General features: G+C 60.4%; 13 protein-coding genes, 1 tRNA gene and 3 pseudogenes. 10 read left to right on the plus strand and 7 right to left on the minus strand.

Going from position 1 to position 15,898, the window contains the following annotated elements; translation table 11 throughout:
- Nucleotides 1-16 precede the first annotated feature (16 nt).
- Nucleotides 17-2,137 carry a DUF3363 domain-containing protein gene (locus NKG95_RS02935; protein ID WP_353039926.1) on the minus strand — a complete coding sequence of 707 codons (2,121 nt, stop codon included), beginning with the start codon at nucleotides 2,135-2,137 and terminating at the stop codon, nucleotides 17-19.
- Nucleotides 2,138-2,967: 830 nt separating this feature from the next.
- Between NKG95_RS02935 and NKG95_RS34235 the strand changes: the two are divergent.
- A pseudogene (locus tag NKG95_RS34235) lies at nucleotides 2,968-3,228 on the plus strand (transposase); the annotation flags it as partial.
- 230 nt (nucleotides 3,229-3,458) lie between these two features.
- Here NKG95_RS34235 and NKG95_RS34240 read toward each other — a convergent pair.
- Nucleotides 3,459-3,572: a hypothetical protein gene (locus tag NKG95_RS34240; RefSeq protein ID WP_502913918.1), complete on the minus strand. Its 114-nt coding sequence runs from the start codon at nucleotides 3,570-3,572 to the stop codon at nucleotides 3,459-3,461.
- 636 nt (nucleotides 3,573-4,208) lie between these two features.
- On the opposite strand from NKG95_RS34240, the gene NKG95_RS34245 reads away from it, so the two are divergent.
- Nucleotides 4,209-4,856 (plus strand): Ros/MucR family transcriptional regulator, encoded by a 648-nt coding sequence (locus tag NKG95_RS34245; protein ID WP_502913916.1) that lies wholly within the window; start codon nucleotides 4,209-4,211, stop codon nucleotides 4,854-4,856.
- A 4-nt stretch (nucleotides 4,857-4,860) separates the two neighbouring features.
- Here the strand turns inward: NKG95_RS34245 and NKG95_RS02950 are convergent.
- From NKG95_RS02950 to NKG95_RS02960, 3 genes and pseudogenes are all read right to left on the minus strand, one after another.
- Nucleotides 4,861-5,086, minus strand: a pseudogene (locus tag NKG95_RS02950) (DUF736 domain-containing protein); the annotation flags it as partial.
- Nucleotides 5,087-5,233: 147 nt separating this feature from the next.
- Nucleotides 5,234-5,560 (minus strand): DUF736 domain-containing protein, encoded by a 327-nt coding sequence (locus NKG95_RS02955; RefSeq protein ID WP_353039928.1) that lies wholly within the window; start codon nucleotides 5,558-5,560, stop codon nucleotides 5,234-5,236.
- A gap of 456 nt (nucleotides 5,561-6,016) precedes the next feature.
- Nucleotides 6,017-6,290 (minus strand): annotated as a pseudogene (locus tag NKG95_RS02960) (transposase); the annotation flags it as partial.
- Between the two features lie 440 nt (nucleotides 6,291-6,730).
- Between NKG95_RS02960 and NKG95_RS02965 the strand changes: the two are divergent.
- From NKG95_RS02965 to NKG95_RS02995, 7 genes are all read left to right on the plus strand, one after another.
- Nucleotides 6,731-8,620, plus strand: a complete 1,890-nt coding sequence (locus NKG95_RS02965) for an adenylate/guanylate cyclase domain-containing protein (RefSeq protein ID WP_353039929.1) — start codon at nucleotides 6,731-6,733, stop codon at nucleotides 8,618-8,620.
- 158 nt (nucleotides 8,621-8,778) lie between these two features.
- Nucleotides 8,779-8,964 carry a hypothetical protein gene (locus NKG95_RS02970; RefSeq protein ID WP_353039930.1) on the plus strand — a complete coding sequence of 62 codons (186 nt, stop codon included), beginning with the start codon at nucleotides 8,779-8,781 and terminating at the stop codon, nucleotides 8,962-8,964.
- 10 nt (nucleotides 8,965-8,974) lie between these two features.
- A complete protein-coding gene (locus NKG95_RS02975) occupies nucleotides 8,975-9,304 on the plus strand; it encodes a hypothetical protein (RefSeq protein WP_353039931.1) in 330 nt (109 codons plus the stop codon).
- A gap of 23 nt (nucleotides 9,305-9,327) precedes the next feature.
- The gene (locus tag NKG95_RS02980) at nucleotides 9,328-10,905 is read left to right on the plus strand and encodes a B12-binding domain-containing radical SAM protein (protein ID WP_353039932.1); all 1,578 of its coding nucleotides are present in this window, start codon (nucleotides 9,328-9,330) and stop codon (nucleotides 10,903-10,905) included.
- A gap of 156 nt (nucleotides 10,906-11,061) precedes the next feature.
- Nucleotides 11,062-11,370: a hypothetical protein gene (locus NKG95_RS02985; protein WP_353039933.1), complete on the plus strand. Its 309-nt coding sequence runs from the start codon at nucleotides 11,062-11,064 to the stop codon at nucleotides 11,368-11,370.
- Nucleotides 11,367-11,831, plus strand: a complete 465-nt coding sequence (locus NKG95_RS02990; RefSeq protein ID WP_353039934.1) for a hypothetical protein — start codon at nucleotides 11,367-11,369, stop codon at nucleotides 11,829-11,831. Before NKG95_RS02985 ends, NKG95_RS02990 begins: the two co-directional genes overlap by 4 nt.
- A 666-nt stretch (nucleotides 11,832-12,497) precedes the next feature.
- Entirely contained in the window at nucleotides 12,498-12,743 is a 246-nt protein-coding gene (locus NKG95_RS02995; RefSeq protein ID WP_353039935.1) for a hypothetical protein, read from the plus strand.
- Here the strand turns inward: NKG95_RS02995 and NKG95_RS03000 are convergent.
- Together NKG95_RS03000 and NKG95_RS03005 are read right to left on the minus strand one after the other, a co-directional pair.
- Nucleotides 12,703-14,085 (minus strand): DUF6538 domain-containing protein, encoded by a 1,383-nt coding sequence (locus NKG95_RS03000; RefSeq protein ID WP_353039936.1) that lies wholly within the window; start codon nucleotides 14,083-14,085, stop codon nucleotides 12,703-12,705. The two genes, NKG95_RS02995 and NKG95_RS03000, sit on opposite strands and share 41 nt — an antisense overlap.
- A gap of 137 nt (nucleotides 14,086-14,222) precedes the next feature.
- Nucleotides 14,223-14,307 (minus strand) — tRNA-Leu (locus NKG95_RS03005).
- A 177-nt stretch (nucleotides 14,308-14,484) separates the two neighbouring features.
- Here NKG95_RS03005 and lipB point away from each other — a divergent pair.
- Nucleotides 14,485-15,228: a lipoyl(octanoyl) transferase LipB gene (gene lipB / locus NKG95_RS03010; protein WP_352814647.1), complete on the plus strand. Its 744-nt coding sequence runs from the start codon at nucleotides 14,485-14,487 to the stop codon at nucleotides 15,226-15,228.
- Nucleotides 15,229-15,898: the final 670 nt, after the last annotated feature.

A 15,898-nucleotide genomic window follows, 5' to 3' on the forward strand; every position in this document is an offset into this window, starting at 1 on the left:
GGCGTTTGACCAACCCTCACAGACCGAGTCCCAGGCCGGGCTTCCTGCCGAAACTCCAGTCGATGCCACCGCTGGTTTGCACGACGCCAGTGATGTGTTGGCCGATGCGCTTCTCGAATATCGGCTGCCACGGCACCAGTTGAAACCCGAGCCCGTCGTCCAGCATGGCGAAGCGCCCGCTGGCAAGACGGATGGAGCCAAGAAGCGTGCCGCCGACACTATTGCCAAGCTGAACGGGCGCGTAGGTAAGGCCGCGGGCAGCTGCCATTTCCTTGCCGACGCGCGTGACCTCCTGGCGCTCCAGCGTGGCAACAAGGTTGCGCGCGAAGGTGATAGTCCCGCTGGTTGGATCGCGTTCGGCATGGCCCATCGTGACGAGCTGGGCGGCCCGTTTGTCGAGTGCGGTGTCCACGTCGAGACCAAAGCCTGACCTCACCAGCGGCACCGGGTTCCTGGCCGTAAGCTGCCGGTCGAGCCAGGTGGCGCCATCGCTGCCGACCTGCGCGTCAAGATCGAACGTCGAGAGCACACGCACGGAGAAGTCCTTGCCGGCGTTGCGGCTATCGTAGGCGATACCGCGCTCGGACAGGTCTTCTGGAATACGCCAGTGGTCTTCATCGATGCGTTCGACATGGCCGGCCCGGCGCAGCGCTTCGAGACGGCGGACATGGAAACGGACGAAGGCGTCCGGGTCCTTGCCCTGCTCCAAAAATGTCTCGCGGATTGCCTCCAGGTGTCCGCTCGGGCGATAGAAGCCACCCTCGCCCGCTGCGCTGCTGATGTTGCGGTCGGCCGCACGCGGCTCCTCCTTTGGCAGCATCGGAGCAAGCGCCACGATATGGCCGCGCTGAATGTCGTCGAGCTTTGCCGCATCCGCGGTCTCGACATAGTGCGTTCGCCCGTCGACGCCGTCGATGACGAGCGACAGGCGGTCGCTCATCTCATCGCCAGCAAGGCCCTTGGCGAGCACACGGCCCACGATCGGTTCGGTGATGGTCTTCCGGTGCATGCCATATTGCGCAGCACCCCGCTCGTCGGCGAGGCCGTGTTCCTCCAGCGCCCTATGCATAGTCTTGATGATGTCATTGCGCTCGCCAAGCGCCTGCAGCGTGCTTTCGGTCCTGTCGGAGATCAACCACCGGCCGGGCTCGATCTCGTTCGCCAGGCCGAAGTGCTGCAGTGTCTTTGCCCGATCGATCAGCAGGTAGCGGTTGCTGCGAATTGTGTAGCTGTCGCGGGCATTGGGCCGCAGGTCGACACGATCATGCTCCTGCTGTTCGGTAATCAGCATGCGGTCGAGCCTTGTCAGCCGTTCGGCGTCCACCTCGTTGGCCAGCTTGCGGGCGACTTCGACCTCGCTTTGCAGCCCGAGTTCCCGTTCGACCAGCTCGCCTGCCCGGTGGCGGATGCCATGGGCGATGTAGTCGCCGGCGATGTTCAGGATCTTGCCGTCGTCGGTGACACCGCGCACCAGGATGTGGGTGTGCGGATGGCCAGTGTTGTGGTGGTCGACGGCGATCCAGTCGAGGCGGGTGTTGAGGTCGGCTTCCATCTGCCGCATGAGATCGCGGGTGAAGGAGCGCAGGTCTTCCATCTCCACGGCATCCTCGGGCGCGACGATGAAGCGGAACTGATGCCGGTCGCCGCGCCCGCGCTCGACGAAGGCCTTGCCGTCGGCCTCGTCGTCGACGGCCGAGTACACCCTGCCCTTCTCGCCGTCCCTGGTCACGCCGTCGCGCTGGAGATAGCGCAGATGCGCATCGACAGCCTTGCTCGTCGTCACGAATTTTTGGGCGCGCCGGGTGGTCCCCTTGCCTCGTCCCGGCAGCTTGACGACGCGCGCCTTCATCACGACGCGACGCGAACGAAAGCGAATGCCGTTGCCATCCTGCTTCCAACCGCCGCCGTCCTTCGGCAAGTCTGCCGCCACCTTGCCGCCGCGGCCGCGCGCGTTGAAGCGGCCACTCCTCTTCCCGGCGCCGCTGCCTGCGCCGAGGCGATTGGGATTGCCGCCCTGCTTGCGGATGGCAATCTCGACCTGACGCACGAAAGGCAGCGTGCGCGAATTGACCGGCGTGCTGCCGCGGCGCGTTCGGCCGGTGCGAACCTGGAATCTTTCGCTGTCACGATTTGCCATGGCGAGAGCATCGGGAGTCAGATTCCCTGCTTCAAGATGGCTGGAGCACCGAGCCTGCTACGGCGCGCAAAAACTTGTTGTGGCGTAGAAGCGCCGATCGCACATCGCTACGGCACCACAGTTTTGCGTTTCACATCAACAGCATAACCGTAGCCCGTCAGCCCCGCACCTCACGTCATTCTGCGTTGCGTCGGCGTCCGCCCGAAAAAACAATGTGCAGACAGATACTTACGAGCGAAGCGAAGGCGAGCGCCAGCTCGCTTTATCTTGCTGTCCTAATCGACCCTCGCTGTCCTAATCCACCCTCGGTAAGCGTCCGGTCCCTGCACCTATTCGGCTAGTGCAAATGAGCTTCATGTGGAGTTCCTTCATCATGTGGAGGATCTCCGATGGCGGCTCGCCGCTCCTGGGCCAAGGCCAACAGTCCTTACTGGTCGTCGCATGTTGCGAGCTGGTATCGCGGCAACCAGGATGCACTGGAATACTGTCGCCGACGCGATCTCTCGATCACCACATTCGAGCTGTGGATGCGCCATCTGGTGAGCGCGGATGATCTGCGCAAACGTGCGGAAAGGCTGCAGAATTTGCACCGGAAGAAGGCAGCACGTTCGCGCAAGAAGGTGCCGCCGAAGCGGCCCAAAAAGCCTCCGTGCTATCGCTACGGCAGGCGCACCGACAACGGCCCGGTCGCTCTGCGCGCGTTCTGGAGCATGCATGTGGAGGCGATGAACTGGAGCGGCATGGGGCATGCGGAGTATGCCGCTGCACTTGGTCTGTCGCCGCATGCGTTGCGGATCTGGCGCAATCGCCTGGAAGAATCCGGCGACGAAATGGACTGGCGATCCCTGCTTCATCCGAGTGCCCGAGCCCAATTAAGCAGCGCTGCTAATTGCGCGCGACGCAAATATCGCTTGACGCCGGACGCGGTGGATGGGCGATCGAACCGGCGCCACTTCAGCGACGAGCAGAAGCGGGCGATCGTGCAGGAGACGGAGAAGCTCGGCGTCGCCGTTGCGCAGGTCTGTCGCCGCCATGGCGTCGCCGCCACCCGCATGGTGTTCCGCTGGCGGGTCGAGTTCGGCCTGACCGCTCGCAAGGCGCCGCAACTGGCAACGGTGGTGCTTGCCGACGGCGCAGCAAATGAGCCGCCCGCGCTCGCGGCCTTGCGCGATCTGGTGCAGCCGCCCGACGCCATGGCGGCGATTGAGCTGGCTGATGGACGGCGCGTGTTTGCGCCCGGCGGACGCCAACCCGGCTGGGGTGAAGCAGCAGCTCGCCGGCAAGAAGAAGACGTCATGACCGTCGCCATCCGAGCATCCGCTCAGCCGCGCTCATCGCGGTTCGACAGCCGGGTCCAGTGCAAGGTCCAGACACTTGTCTCGGCAACGGACTGGAACAGGTCGGCGCGGACAGGCTGTGGATGGTCGATCGAGATGGAGAGATACCACCGGCCTTGTCGCCGGTGCGATCCTACGCCGCGCCGATCTCCTGCCTTCGCAGAAGACGCGACAGTGTGAGGCCTTTCTGCGTCGGCTTCTCGGTCAGCACGACAGCAAGCTTTCCGTCGAGCGTCAGAGTTGAGATGTCACCGAGATGCGGGTGTCGTCGCGAAAGGTGCCGATTGCCCGCTGCTTTTGTACTTTCGTAAGCCTTTGACGATGACTGTCCGCGCGTTCACGGCTCGCCGCGCAGCGATCGTTGGAAAAACCCGACGCCGGAGAGGTGTTGGTGACCCAGACGGCATTGCGCTGGACGATTGATGTGGGCGAGAGCGGGCCGAAATAGCGGCGGTCAGACTGTCCCAGTTCGTCAGAAAGAGAGGGATCTCGTAGCCGGCGACCACACCGCACCCTGGCAGGCAGGCAGTGCTCGGCCGCGTGGTCCTGTTCGCGCCCATGTCCAAGGCTGGCACCCCGAGCGACGACAGCGATGCCGCGTCGGCAAACCGGTTGTCGGCTGTAAGCTGGCAAGCGCTTCTGAGGCGGGACGCCAGAGCAATTCGCTGAGCCAGTAGGTTGGCCTGCCGTTCAAAAGCATTTCAACGCGCGCCATTAGACAAGAGGAAAACTCGATGACCGTTTCTGCAGACCAAAACGACCAGGCTGATCTCGTAGCAATTACCGCCGACATCGTTTCCGCCTATGTCTCGAACAATCCCCTGCCGGTCGGCGAGTTGTCGAAGCTGATTGGGGACACCTATGTTGCTTTGCAAGGGATCGGCACACCTGTGGCTCCAGCCGCAGTCAAACTGGAGCCCGCGGTGTCGATCAAGAAATCAGTGTCACCTGATTTCATCATCTGCCTGGAAGACGGAAAGAAATTCAAATCCCTGAAGCGTCATATCGGCACGCATTACAATCTGAGCCCTGACCAATACCGCCACAAATGGAACCTGCCCTCCGACTATCCGATGGTGGCACCGAACTACGCCGCAACCCGCTCGGCCCTTGCGAAATCAATCGGGCTCGGGCGCAGGGCGGCAGCACCAGCGACAGCTGCGGCGGAAAAACCAAAACGAGCTGCTCGGGCGGCAGCAGCGACAACGACTGCAACCGCAGTCAAGTCGCCGGTGAAGAAGGCGCAAAGCACCCGTCAAAGCGTAGCGTGCTGCACCAGACAGTGGTGCAGTGGCGAACATGAACATGGCGAAGCGGCCCAATCACTCAGCGGCGCGGCGGGACTAACTCCCCTCGGTATCGGTCTCAACCAGCTCGCATAAATCGGGCGGGGAAGCTCGGATCGTCGAGCTTGACCGAGTGATAGTCGCGTCCCTCGCGCGAAGTCTTCTTCCATGCTGCGCCGAACTCAGTGGCTCCGGCGAAGATGCGGAAGTTTCTCGTTGCCGCCTTCTGCAGGGACAAACGTCACGGTCTTCACGTTGAGGTTCAGGGTCTTAACCGAGCCGGAGAAGCCGTTCGCGGTGCGGGAGAAAGTGCCGATCGTAGCCATTGTGGTCGTTCCTTCTGTTTTCTCGGGCCGGAGGATGTCGCGACCTCACATGAGGGATCACTCGTCAAGCTGTGGTTCTGAGCTGGTGAGTGGCTAGGGTTTTGGGAACGACGCCCCGTCCGATACGGGGCGTCGTGTCGAAGGTGCTCAGTCGCCGTTGCGGCGGCTCGGTCGTGACCAGATGAGGCTGTAGCCATGGTCGTTCTCGTCCTCGACGAGGTTGGCGTAGATCGGAGCGGTGAAGCTGGGATCGTCGAGCTTGAGACCAAGATAGTTGCGGCCCTCATTGGACTGCTTGGACCAGGCGGCGCCGATTTCGATGCGGCCGACAAAGACCCGGTGGCTGGGAGCGTTTTCGCCGCTGGAGCGCGTATCGGGTACGATACGGACCTTCTTGGCCTGGAGGGAGAGGGTGACGATCTCGCCGTTGAACTCGTTGTCGCTGGACTGCTGGAAGTTGCCGATGGTAGCCATAGTCGTTCTCCTGACTGGTTGACGAAGCCGCCCTGTGCGGCCTCGATAGCGGTCGTGAGGCGACGGTTTGGCCGACTGCATCCTGTGGACCGCAGCGTCAGCGGAGGACGGCGGCAGCCGAGCTTGTTGTCCCGCAAGGAATGCGGCAAAGCCGCAGGGGAAGAAGGTCGGAGAAGCCGTTGCAGGTAGAGGCCGACCGGCGCTAGACCAGCCTGACGAGAGGCCGTACAGGGCGGATTTCAGCATCAGTCTCACGAGAACGACGCTAACCATCGGCCTTTCAATCATGCGTTCGGCACAAGGGGTGCGATCCGTCCCGCTCCATGAACCTCAGGTCGGAGCACGAGACCAGTCTCGATGACGGCGGCTAACCCTGCCGCAATGCGGTCGCCCACTTGTTCCGGCGGGGCTGATCAGGCCCGGGCCGAACTGTGATTCACCAAGGTCGTCATGGCCGACGACGGCTCCCTCTATCACCACGCCGGCCCTGACGTACTTCCATAAGCCACGACCAGCTTGCGGGCCAGCGCGGTGACCATCACCTTCTTAAAGCGGACGCCATTCTGGGCAACGCGCTCGTTGAACCATCGACGGAGCAACGAACCCGGTTGGTATCGCAGCCAAAGCCAGGCCATTTCCAATAGCGTCGATCGCAACCGCGGATTTCCGGACTTTACCGATCCCTGTTCCCGGTCGATCCGCTCTGCGAAGGCGTCGGCGCTAGACCGGCCCTTGAGGGGGCCAAAATCTGCGATGCGCATTCATGCAGCCTCGATTATAAATTCTCTGGGGTGTTCGTTTTGAGGATCGGTTACATGAAAGTTACACGAGCGAGACTGAAGCTGAGCGTTATCATTTAACGTGTTGAAGTAATTGGCGCGCCCGAAGAGATTCGAACTCCTGACCCCCAGATCGTAGTCTAAAGAATCGCTCCCTCGACCGATGTGCGCTTCAGGTTTGAGGTTTCGCCAACGCGGGGCCTAAGGCTGCGGCCCTTCGAGCCCGCGAGCCTTGCGCCAAGGCGAGGGTTGCCGGCCTCTTTAGGCGATGGCATCGTAACATCGGCGTTACGCAACACTGGGACTTGAGGCAGTACACCTTTCGCTCGGATAGACTCCTGACCCGACCGTCCATACAATCCAGTCTGGCCTCCAGGAACAGAGGCATCACATGGTAGGAGAAAGCGTCCAACGCCGGCTTGCAGCGATTCTGAGCGCCGATGTGGTCGGCTACAGCCGACTGATGGAGCTTGATGAAGCAGGAACCCTTGAGCGCTTGCGAAGCAATCGCAGCACGCTTGTCCTGCCCGAGATCCAGAAACATGGGGGGCGGGTCGTCAAGCTCATGGGCGACGGTTTGCTCGTAGAGTTCGCGAGCGTCGTTGCGGCTGTGAGTTGCGCCCTGGGTATCCAGCGGGCAACCGCCGAGTGCCAGTCCGATCTGGAGGAATCCCAGCGGATACGCTTCCGGATCGGGGTCAATCTGGGCGATCTGATCGTCGACGGGGACGACCTTTACGGCGAGGGTGTCAACGTGGCTGCCCGGCTCCAGACGTTGGCCAGCCCTGGAAGCGTCGTCGTTTCCCAGACTGTCCGCGACCACATAGCGGGAAGGCTCGCCGTGACGTTCGGGGATTTCGGAGAGCACGTCGTCAAGGACGGCGAACGCCCCATCCGGGTTTTCGGGGTGAGCCTTGTTGAGGCGAGTGGAGCACAAAATCCCAGAGCGGAGCGTTCGAGCGCCAGACCGGTGCGGCCTGCGATTTGCGTCCTGCCTTTCATCAACATGAGCGGCGATGCCGAGCAGGAGTATTTCAGCGATGGCATTACGGAGGACATCATCATCGACCTGTCCAAGGTTTCCACGCTCTCCGTCACTGCCCGCAATACCGCTTTCACTTTCAAGGGCAAAGCCGTCGATGTGGGGCAACTTGCCAGGCAGTTGGAGGTTACTCACGTTGTCGAGGGCAGCGTCCGCAAGGCCGGTGGGCGGGTGCGCATTGCCGCGCAGCTGATTGATGGAGCCAGAGGCGATCATATCTGGGCAGAGCGATACGACCGCGATCTGAACGACATCTTCGCGTTGCAGGATCAGATTGCGCACGCCATTGTTGCCGCATTGAAGGTTAAGCTGTTGCCGGCCGAGAGGCGGGCGATCGAACACCGCGCGACCAATGATCCCCGCGCCTACCAGTTCTATCTGCTGGGCCGGCATTACCTGCAGCATGGGCCGCGGCAGGTGGAAATAGCTCTCCGATTCTGTCGGCGTGCCGTGGAAATCGACCCCAACTACGCCCAGGCCTGGGCCATGCTCGCGCTTTACCAAGCGGATCGGTATCTCGCTGGAATGTCGCAGGACTCGGGCATGTCAGCCGCTGAGAGGGCCCTTTCGCTGGATCCGACATTAGCCGAGGCCCACGCCGCCAAGGGGCGGATCCTGGGCGAGCTCGGCCGCTACGAGGAGGCTATCGCGGAGCACGAGGAGTCGCTGCGGCTCGATCCGGATTCCTATGACGTCCGCTACTGTTTCGGCCGCACTAACATACGATTCGGTGACCATGAAGCGGCGATTAGGCATTTCGAGCGAGCTGCTGAGCTTCTAGATACGGACTATGTTTCCCCCGGCTTTGTAGCCCAGAGCTGCCGGGCGCTCGGCCGGCACAACGAAAGCCTCACTGCGGCGCGGCAGTCGGTGGAACGCGCCGAAATGGAGATCGCGGTACGCCCCGACAACGCTCATGCGGTGGGGAGCGGCGCTCTCGCATTGGCTTACCTGGGGGAGGTCGAGCGTGCCCAGGAATGGATTTCGCGCGCGCTCATCGTCGTCGATCCCGACGACACGCTGGAACAGTACAACGTAGCCTGCGCCATGGCTCAAGTCGGGGAGTTGGACGAGGCTTTCGATCTATTGGAATCCTGCATCGGTAGGATACCCGCCCAATTCGTGAATTGGGTCAAGAATGACAACGACCTCGACCCCCTGCACCGTCATCCACGGTATCAGTCCCTGATCGCAACTGCTGAGGAGAGGTTGAGGGCCGCCGAGGCCGCGCGCAGTTGAGCGCCGACTGGACCGAGAACCGCAGGGCGCTGAGTATTCTTACTTCGTAACAAGCAAATCCGTCGCACCAGTTTAGCCGTCGTCTTGACAGCCACCGGGGGTCGTGCAATGTTTATTAGATTCTTCTGATATACTGGCCCTAATTGCAGGAGGATTGGATGGTCAAGAAGAGCCGCCGGATCAGCAGGGTAAATATATCAGTAAAAGTGACGATCATCCCGGCGGACGAGGCAACCGACGAAGAAAAGAATGATCCTTCCGTTGCTAAGATAGAAATTGGTGGAGAGGATTTTATTATAGTTGCCGGTCGTGCGGACGTTAAGCCGGCCCCCAAGAAGAAATGAGCGAACGGCCGTGCCGAAACGCTCCGCGAACGAACTGAGATCGCTGCGTTGGCATCTGGCCTCCGATGCCTACTGGCGCCGAGAAGAGGAAGACATCGTCATCGCAACGAAAGGCACGATATTGAGATTGAATTCGGCGAGCGCCCGTATGCTCGAGGCGCTTGTCGGCATATCGAAGGCCGGCCGCCTTTTGAAGAGCGGTACGTTCCAAGACAATGAGGTCGAATCGCTGCTGAGGCTTTTGGTGAGCGAGAACATTGTCGTGCCGGGTGAAGACAGAAAAGCGTCGCGCTTGCAGGAAGTTACGTGCATCGATGCGCAAATAACTCCCGGATGGTAGCGCAGCATTGTGGGGAATTCGGGTTGGCTCGCCGGGAGAAAGCCACGGAAATCGCGCTGGTGAATGTGCCGTATGGTTCGGCTGACGGCGAGCGCAGCATGCGGCCACTCGGGCTGAGCTACCTCGGAGCGTTCCTCGCCGACCGGGGCGTACGCGCCAAAGGTTTCGACTTCTCCGATTCTTCAATGAATCCGACCGAGATCGTCGAGCGGTATCGGCTTGCGGACTATCCCGTGGTCGGTCTCTCGTTCTACAACATAAACGCCAAGGCCGCTTATCGGCTGGCCGAAGCCGTTAAGGCTCGAAACCCGCACTGCGTGGTCGTGGGCGGCGGTCCGCACGCGAGCGCGGCCCATGCCACGCTTTTCGAAAGGCATCCAGAAATCGACCTCGTCGTGAGAAACGAGGGCGAGGAGAGCTTACTGGAAGTCATCGAGGCACTCCGCTGCAAGCTGCCGCTGAGCGGAATCAGCGGCATTTCCTACATGAGCGGTGGCCGCAGCGTCGTAGCGCCCGACAGAAGCCGCCTGGAAAACCTGGATGACCTGCCGGCCCCTGCCTTCGATTTCCAGTCCGAAACCGAAGAGAACCCGCTGTTCTACTTCGACAGGGCAAGCGGAACGCGAAAGCGTGCGGTGGGACTGGTCTCGAGCAGGAGTTGCCCATATAGCTGCTCGTTCTGCGCGATCATCCTGATCGGCCGGCAATGGCGAAAAGCGAGCGCGGCCAAGGTCGTGTCCGACCTGAAGGAGCTGGAAGCCAGGAATGGGCTCGAATACGGACACATCTACTTTCTGGACGCCAACTTCTTCGTGAGCGCCAAGCGGTCGCTGGAAGTGGCGGAAGCGCTTCACTGCTATCGAGCGGACATCACCTTCAGCTTTTCCACGAGGGTGAACCAGCTGATCAAGGGCAAGAGCCTGCTTTCCGAGCTGCAGAGGCTTGGATTGAGAGCTGTCGAACTGGGTATCGAAAGTGGCAGCGGGGACGCGTTGAAGCGGTTTGCGAAAGACACCACGCCCGAGCAAAACGACGAGGCGCTGCATCTTCTGAAGAGTTATGGAATACAGCTGATTTTTGATTTCATCATGTTCGATGCGGAAGCAAATCTGAATGACATCAGGCGCAACGTCGACATGATCGAGAGGAACAATCTCGACTACCATGTGCCGTGGGAGCATATCTTTTCACATATGACGCCGTATCTCGGAACCGACATTCGGCTGCACTATGAAAAGATGATGGGTCATGCTTTCGACGAGGACGAGCTGCCCCATCCGAGCGATCTGTTTCAGGATCCGCAGGTAAAGGCCGTCTTTGACGAGCTGAGCAAGTTTCAGGCTCACGTCCCGAATATCGCGCAGGCGCTGTTCCGCACCGAAGCGCGGGTCAGGGGCTCCGCAAGCTGGGGACGCGACGAGGCGCGGGAAAAGCTGAACGCGGTCACGCTCCGGCGCCTTCCGTTCCTGGTGCTTAGAAATCTTCTCAGCCAGGCCAGACGAGGCGAAACTGTTTCGCTTGCCCGGGCGATACCGCCGTTCACCGACGAAGCTGGCAGTTCATACGATCTCGACGAGTTCCTGCACTGGGCTGCGACTTGAATTCATACCAACGGGCCTGGAGATAGGCCGGAACCGCGCTTACCCGCTCGTCGATCCGGCCAGGAACGAAATCGATCAATCCTGGCCAAGGATGGTTCGATTGCCGCTGAGCCGGCCCGATCGACCCACAAGCTCTCGGTCAACGCGATCGTCCCGATGCGGCAAAGCGATCTGACTGTCGAGGAGGAGACGGTGCGCGCCGCACGCGTGCTCGCCAAGCAGTATGCCGGGCCGTTCGCCGTTCTCGATGATTGTGGAGCGGAGGAGACCGAGGTTGTCGACCCGCAAGCGCGGTTCGACGACGTGATCAACGCCACCGATAGCGAACGCGCCTACGCAGCCAAGACCTACATTGCGGACGCGATCGCGGGCAGGCAGCCGGAGCCGGGCGGTCCGCAAGTAACGAAGGCGCCGCGGCGCGAGATCGTTCCCCACCCTACGAACTCGTCGTCGCTCCGCCGGTGATCAACAAGCATCCGAGCGAGGCGGAGAAGGCGCATAATGTGCGCCGTGCGACCCAGGATTACGGCGCATGGCCCCAGCGTCGACTTGCGTACACCGGGAAAACGCAGAAAGCGGCGAATGGAAAAGAGAGGGTGACGAAGCCGGCCGTTCCGGACCTGCCGAAATACGATGATGCGCAGGAAGAGGCCTTCCAGACGATCCGCGGCGTGTTCTTCGCGCTGCAGGGCGATCCGATCCTGTCCCGCCTTTTCTGCCTTGCTCTCGATTTCGAGGCCGATGCGAAAGCGTTCCTAGTGGGTCACTATCATCTGGCCGTCGGGTTCGAGGGTGGCGGCTGCGCCCGGGCCACAATATTGTCGGCAGAAGAGTGTTCGAAAAAGGCTGTTGGCGGCTCAATTGTGGGAACGAAAAAGAAGAGAAGCAGAACTTTCGTGTGCGAATTTTGCACACAACGTCTGTAACTGGCTGATTTATTTATGTATCTGGCCTATCCATCATCGTCCCGACTCGCAATTCGAGTTCGTGGCAATCGATCGATTTCGATTTGCCGTCAGGTCGCTTGCCCACAGTAGCAAAAGAACGCCTCGTCAATAAAAAAGGGCGCACAAGCGCAGTCGATGAAATGTCCATTAGTCTAAGGGGGATTCATTTCGTCGACGTAGCAGTTCGTGACCTCGAGACCGGTTAACCGGGTGCCGAAGGAGCGTCAGCATAGCGGCGCCACAGGCGAGACGCGGGACCGCCACCCCCGGCGAGAGGTGCCTTACCGCGACTGATCTGCAGTCGCGTCCCACAGATGGTGAGCTCGGCGGCAGCAACGCCGCTCGCGAGCAGGACCTCGCAACGGCCTGGAGCGAGCGGCTTTGCGTGTTGATCGCCAGTTCGCCGGCTGACACTCACCGGGACCTTGGCGCGCTCGTGGAGTGGGTTCCGGATTCCGATCTCCGGCGGATGAAGGCCTAACGCCGATCGGTTTCAGAGTTGCTGCCGCAGGCGCGTTTTTCCGATTTCTAGGTCGAAAGCCGCCGCCGCACTATGCCAGAGGCAAAGCGCTTTTCTCACCTGCGCCTGCTGCCATTATCTCGTCTGTGTCATCACAGAACAGAAAACAGAGATGGGAACTGCGGATGAGCTGTGCTCTGCCACAGGTCAGCACGGTTCCTGAGTCTGTGACCTTAGAGCGAATTGACCGCGCTCTGGATACGCTCGCCCTTGCTATTCACAAGGCCGGCAAGAAAGGACAAGCGTATCTTCCTATTTACGAGCGTCTTGAAAGCGAAAAGAAGAAACTTATTGCAGAGACGGGCACAATGCTGCGCGTCCAGGAACGGCTCAAACGATCTCGGGATCGAAAGGCAAAGCAATTTTTTTGAGCTCGTCGCGTCGCCATTGCAGTGATCCGCCCGAACCATACTCTACCCGCTCTATCGTATGGCCCATCAAGATTTTGCGAAGCTCGCTGTCGATTCCTGCCTCCTTCATACGATCCTCGAAACTGTGCCGGAGCGAGTAAATCTTGTGCTTCGGTGTCGGGAAAAGTTTGTGTATTTTGAAAAACTTATTCAGGTTTGCAGAGAGCGCCTCTTCACGATTGCGGTAGCGCGGAAATCCCTGTGGACTTTTCTTAAAGACTTCCAAGGCGACGCCTACCAGCGGCACATCTCGCACGGACCATTCGGTCTTGATTTCGCGCGGATCATCAGGGTCCTCCCGTGGGGTGATGCGAATGTAGGGAACCGGTGTGTCAAGGAAGATCACGGTCTCATCGAGATTGCATATCTCGCTTGGCCGTGCGCCTGTCTCGATCAGCGCCAGAACGCATCGGCGCGCTTGAGCATCCAGGGATACTAAAGCGCCTGGCCTCATGATCTGATCGGATATCCATTTGGGTTCGAATGACGGGCGTTTACGACGGCGCTTGCCACGCTCCGAAAAGCGGAGGTCATCGAACGGGGTGCCTTTTTGTTCGTCACCCAGATGAGCGAAATAGCGCCTGTAGAGATCCCGCATGTTGCCGAGATCTCGATTGCCGGCCGAGGCGGAATGTGTTGCGGGTCCGACATCAGGCGACGGCGCAACGCGCTTGAGCCAAAATCGGTAGAAAGCCAGTCCATCCTCGCGCGTGATTTCACCGATGGGCTTGTCGCCGACCAGGGCGATAAAATTGCTGACGGCCCTCTGCTTTACTTTCCTCCACATCCGGCGCTGCGACTGGCTCTTGCCCACAACTTCATGCGCCATGATCTCATCGGCATAGAGATCAAAAGCTTCTGAGATTTTGACCGGCGGCACCGGCACACCGCCGAGGAGAGCGTCGGCCACGGCGGGGGACGCTTGGACGCGCTCCAACGCCTCGACACGCTTCAAGATCGCATCGACATTGTGAAAGCCTGCCACTTGTCCATTTGAAAGGTAGGAAACCCCCATGGCTTCAGCGCGGCGAACGGCGTCGCGATACTGATCAAGTGCTGATCTTGTCTCGCCGCCGCAAAGAAGCACGGCCCAAAGGGTCTTATCCGCGTCTTCAAGCCTGTCGCGCATTGCACGTGCAAGGCGCCGCTCGTCCGTTCCCAAAGACTTGCGAATGAAGGTGCCTCGATCGTCGATGCCGGCCAGCTTGGCAGGCACTCGCCGATGGTAATAGAAAATCCCGTCGCGCTGGATGAGGTAGCGATCCGGGTCCCTGGCGGGCTCTGCGACGGCCTCTTTTCGCATGGGCCAATCTCGCGATGTATCTCAGTTTGTATCGCAGACTGTATCGCATTACAGCAAGAATTCCAAGTTCCCCCGAAAGAGGGGGATTTGTTGGAATGATATTTCAAAGAGTTAGGAGAGTCAGTTCACTAATTTGATGGTGCGGTCGAGAAGACTCGAACTTCCACGGGTTGCCCCACAGCGACCTCAACGCTGCGCGTCTACCAATTCCGCCACGACCGCACGTGGTAGGAGCCAGAACGAACCGGCCCGCGGCGTGTAGCAAATCGTTTCCGGTGAAACAAGTGCGCGGCCAGCAATAATCGGCCGGATATCGGCTTAACTCTGCAAAGCGCCGAACGTGCCCGGAACTGGACGTTTGTACCGATTGCCGCCATATGAGGGGCGAGACGAGATATCATGACAGAACGCAGCCAGATCGCCACGTCGTTCCTGCCCTCGCCCGGCTCGGCGCCGGTCGAATGGCGCATTGAGCCCGGGCTCACCGCCTATCCCGATGCGCTCGCCGTGATGGAGGCGCGCGCCGAAGCAATCCGCAGCGGCGCGGCTGGCGAGATGGTCTGGCTGGTCGAGCATCCGCCGCTCTATACCGCCGGCACCAGCGCCCGTTTCGAGGACCTGATCGAGCCGGACCGCTTCCCGGTCTTTGCCGCCGGGCGCGGCGGCGAATACACCTATCATGGGCCGGGCCAGCGCGTCGCCTATGTCATGCTCGACCTCAAGCGGCGGCGCGAGGATGTCCGCGCCTTCGTCGCGGCACTCGAACAATGGATCATCGGCACGCTGGCCGCCTTCAACGTACGCGGCGAACGCCGCGAGGACCGCGTCGGCGTCTGGGTGGTGCGGCCGGATCGCCCCGCTTTGCCCGACGGCTCGGTCGCCGAGGACAAGATCGCTGCCATCGGCATCAGGCTGAGGCGCTGGGTGAGCTTCCACGGCATTGCCATCAATGTCGAACCGGACCTCAGCCATTTCAGCGGCATCGTGCCGTGCGGCGTCCAGGATCACGGCGTCACCAGCCTCATCGATCTCGGCCTTCCCGTAACAATGGCCGATCTCGACCTGGCGCTGAAATCAGCCTTCGAAGATGTCTTCGGCCCGGCAGCGCCTTTGCAGGTCGAGGCGGCCCGCAAAGTCGGCTGACAGGACCTCACTGAAGACCGAATTCCTACGCTGCGCCCCTCTCCTCCGCGAAGAACGGCTCGTCAGCGTTCTAGCCATGTCTTTCAGCGCATCCTCACATCGCGCCGATCCAGATTGCCATGGAAATGAGGAACGTGCTCATGCACACCAGCGAGACGACATCCTGAACAAGATCGGTCATAGCTCTCTCCTGTTGTTAGTATGTTCGTATTTTGTTCTAATTTTGTTCGAATGTCAACGACCGTCAGGCGCGTAGATAGGTGGAATTTGGCACGGTTAGTGAAGGGTTAACCGAGCGCTATCTCTTCCTAGGTCATTCTCAACGTTGACAGGTGGCGATGGTGTTACAATACAAAGGGGCCATTTTAGCTGCGGGGAAATCTATGACAGAGTTATACGGTTTCGTATGGATGGGAGTGTTGCTTGTAGTCTTCGGCGGCCTCTATTGGGCCGCGACGTCCCGAGGAAGAAGGCGATATCATGACTTCACCGAGAGATGGGCTAAGGCGAGGGAGGAATCGGTTGCCAACACCAAGGCGGTCGAGGAGAACACAGTTGCGATCCGCGAGCTGATCCGTAAGTGGGATGAGCAGAAAAAGTAGCCTCACGAAGTCTATATCAAACCAAGTTCACCCTATCGCAGTACGGAAGCGCAGGAGCTGCCATCCGC

Origin of the sequence: Mesorhizobium sp. M1423 (assembly GCF_040317575.1) — a bacterium.
Taxonomy (GTDB): Bacteria; Pseudomonadota; Alphaproteobacteria; order Rhizobiales; family Rhizobiaceae; genus Mesorhizobium.

Excerpts from the sequence above, each read along its gene's own strand:
- NKG95_RS02955 (WP_353039928.1), bottom strand. The coding sequence starts at position 5,560 with ATGGCTACCATCGGCAACTTCCAGCAGTCCAGCGACAACGAGTTCAAC.
- lipB (WP_352814647.1), top strand. The coding sequence starts at position 14,485 with ATGACAGAACGCAGCCAGATCGCCACGTCGTTCCTGCCCTCGCCCGGC.
- NKG95_RS03000 (WP_353039936.1), bottom strand. The coding sequence starts at position 14,085 with ATGCGAAAAGAGGCCGTCGCAGAGCCCGCCAGGGACCCGGATCGCTAC.
- NKG95_RS02970 (WP_353039930.1), top strand. The coding sequence starts at position 8,779 with ATGGTCAAGAAGAGCCGCCGGATCAGCAGGGTAAATATATCAGTAAAA.
- NKG95_RS02985 (WP_353039933.1), top strand. The coding sequence starts at position 11,062 with ATGCGGCAAAGCGATCTGACTGTCGAGGAGGAGACGGTGCGCGCCGCA.
- NKG95_RS02995 (WP_353039935.1), top strand. The coding sequence starts at position 12,498 with ATGAGCTGTGCTCTGCCACAGGTCAGCACGGTTCCTGAGTCTGTGACC.
- NKG95_RS02965 (WP_353039929.1), top strand. The coding sequence starts at position 6,731 with ATGGTAGGAGAAAGCGTCCAACGCCGGCTTGCAGCGATTCTGAGCGCC.
- NKG95_RS02935 (WP_353039926.1), bottom strand. The coding sequence starts at position 2,137 with ATGGCAAATCGTGACAGCGAAAGATTCCAGGTTCGCACCGGCCGAACG.
- NKG95_RS34245 (WP_502913916.1), top strand. The coding sequence starts at position 4,209 with ATGACCGTTTCTGCAGACCAAAACGACCAGGCTGATCTCGTAGCAATT.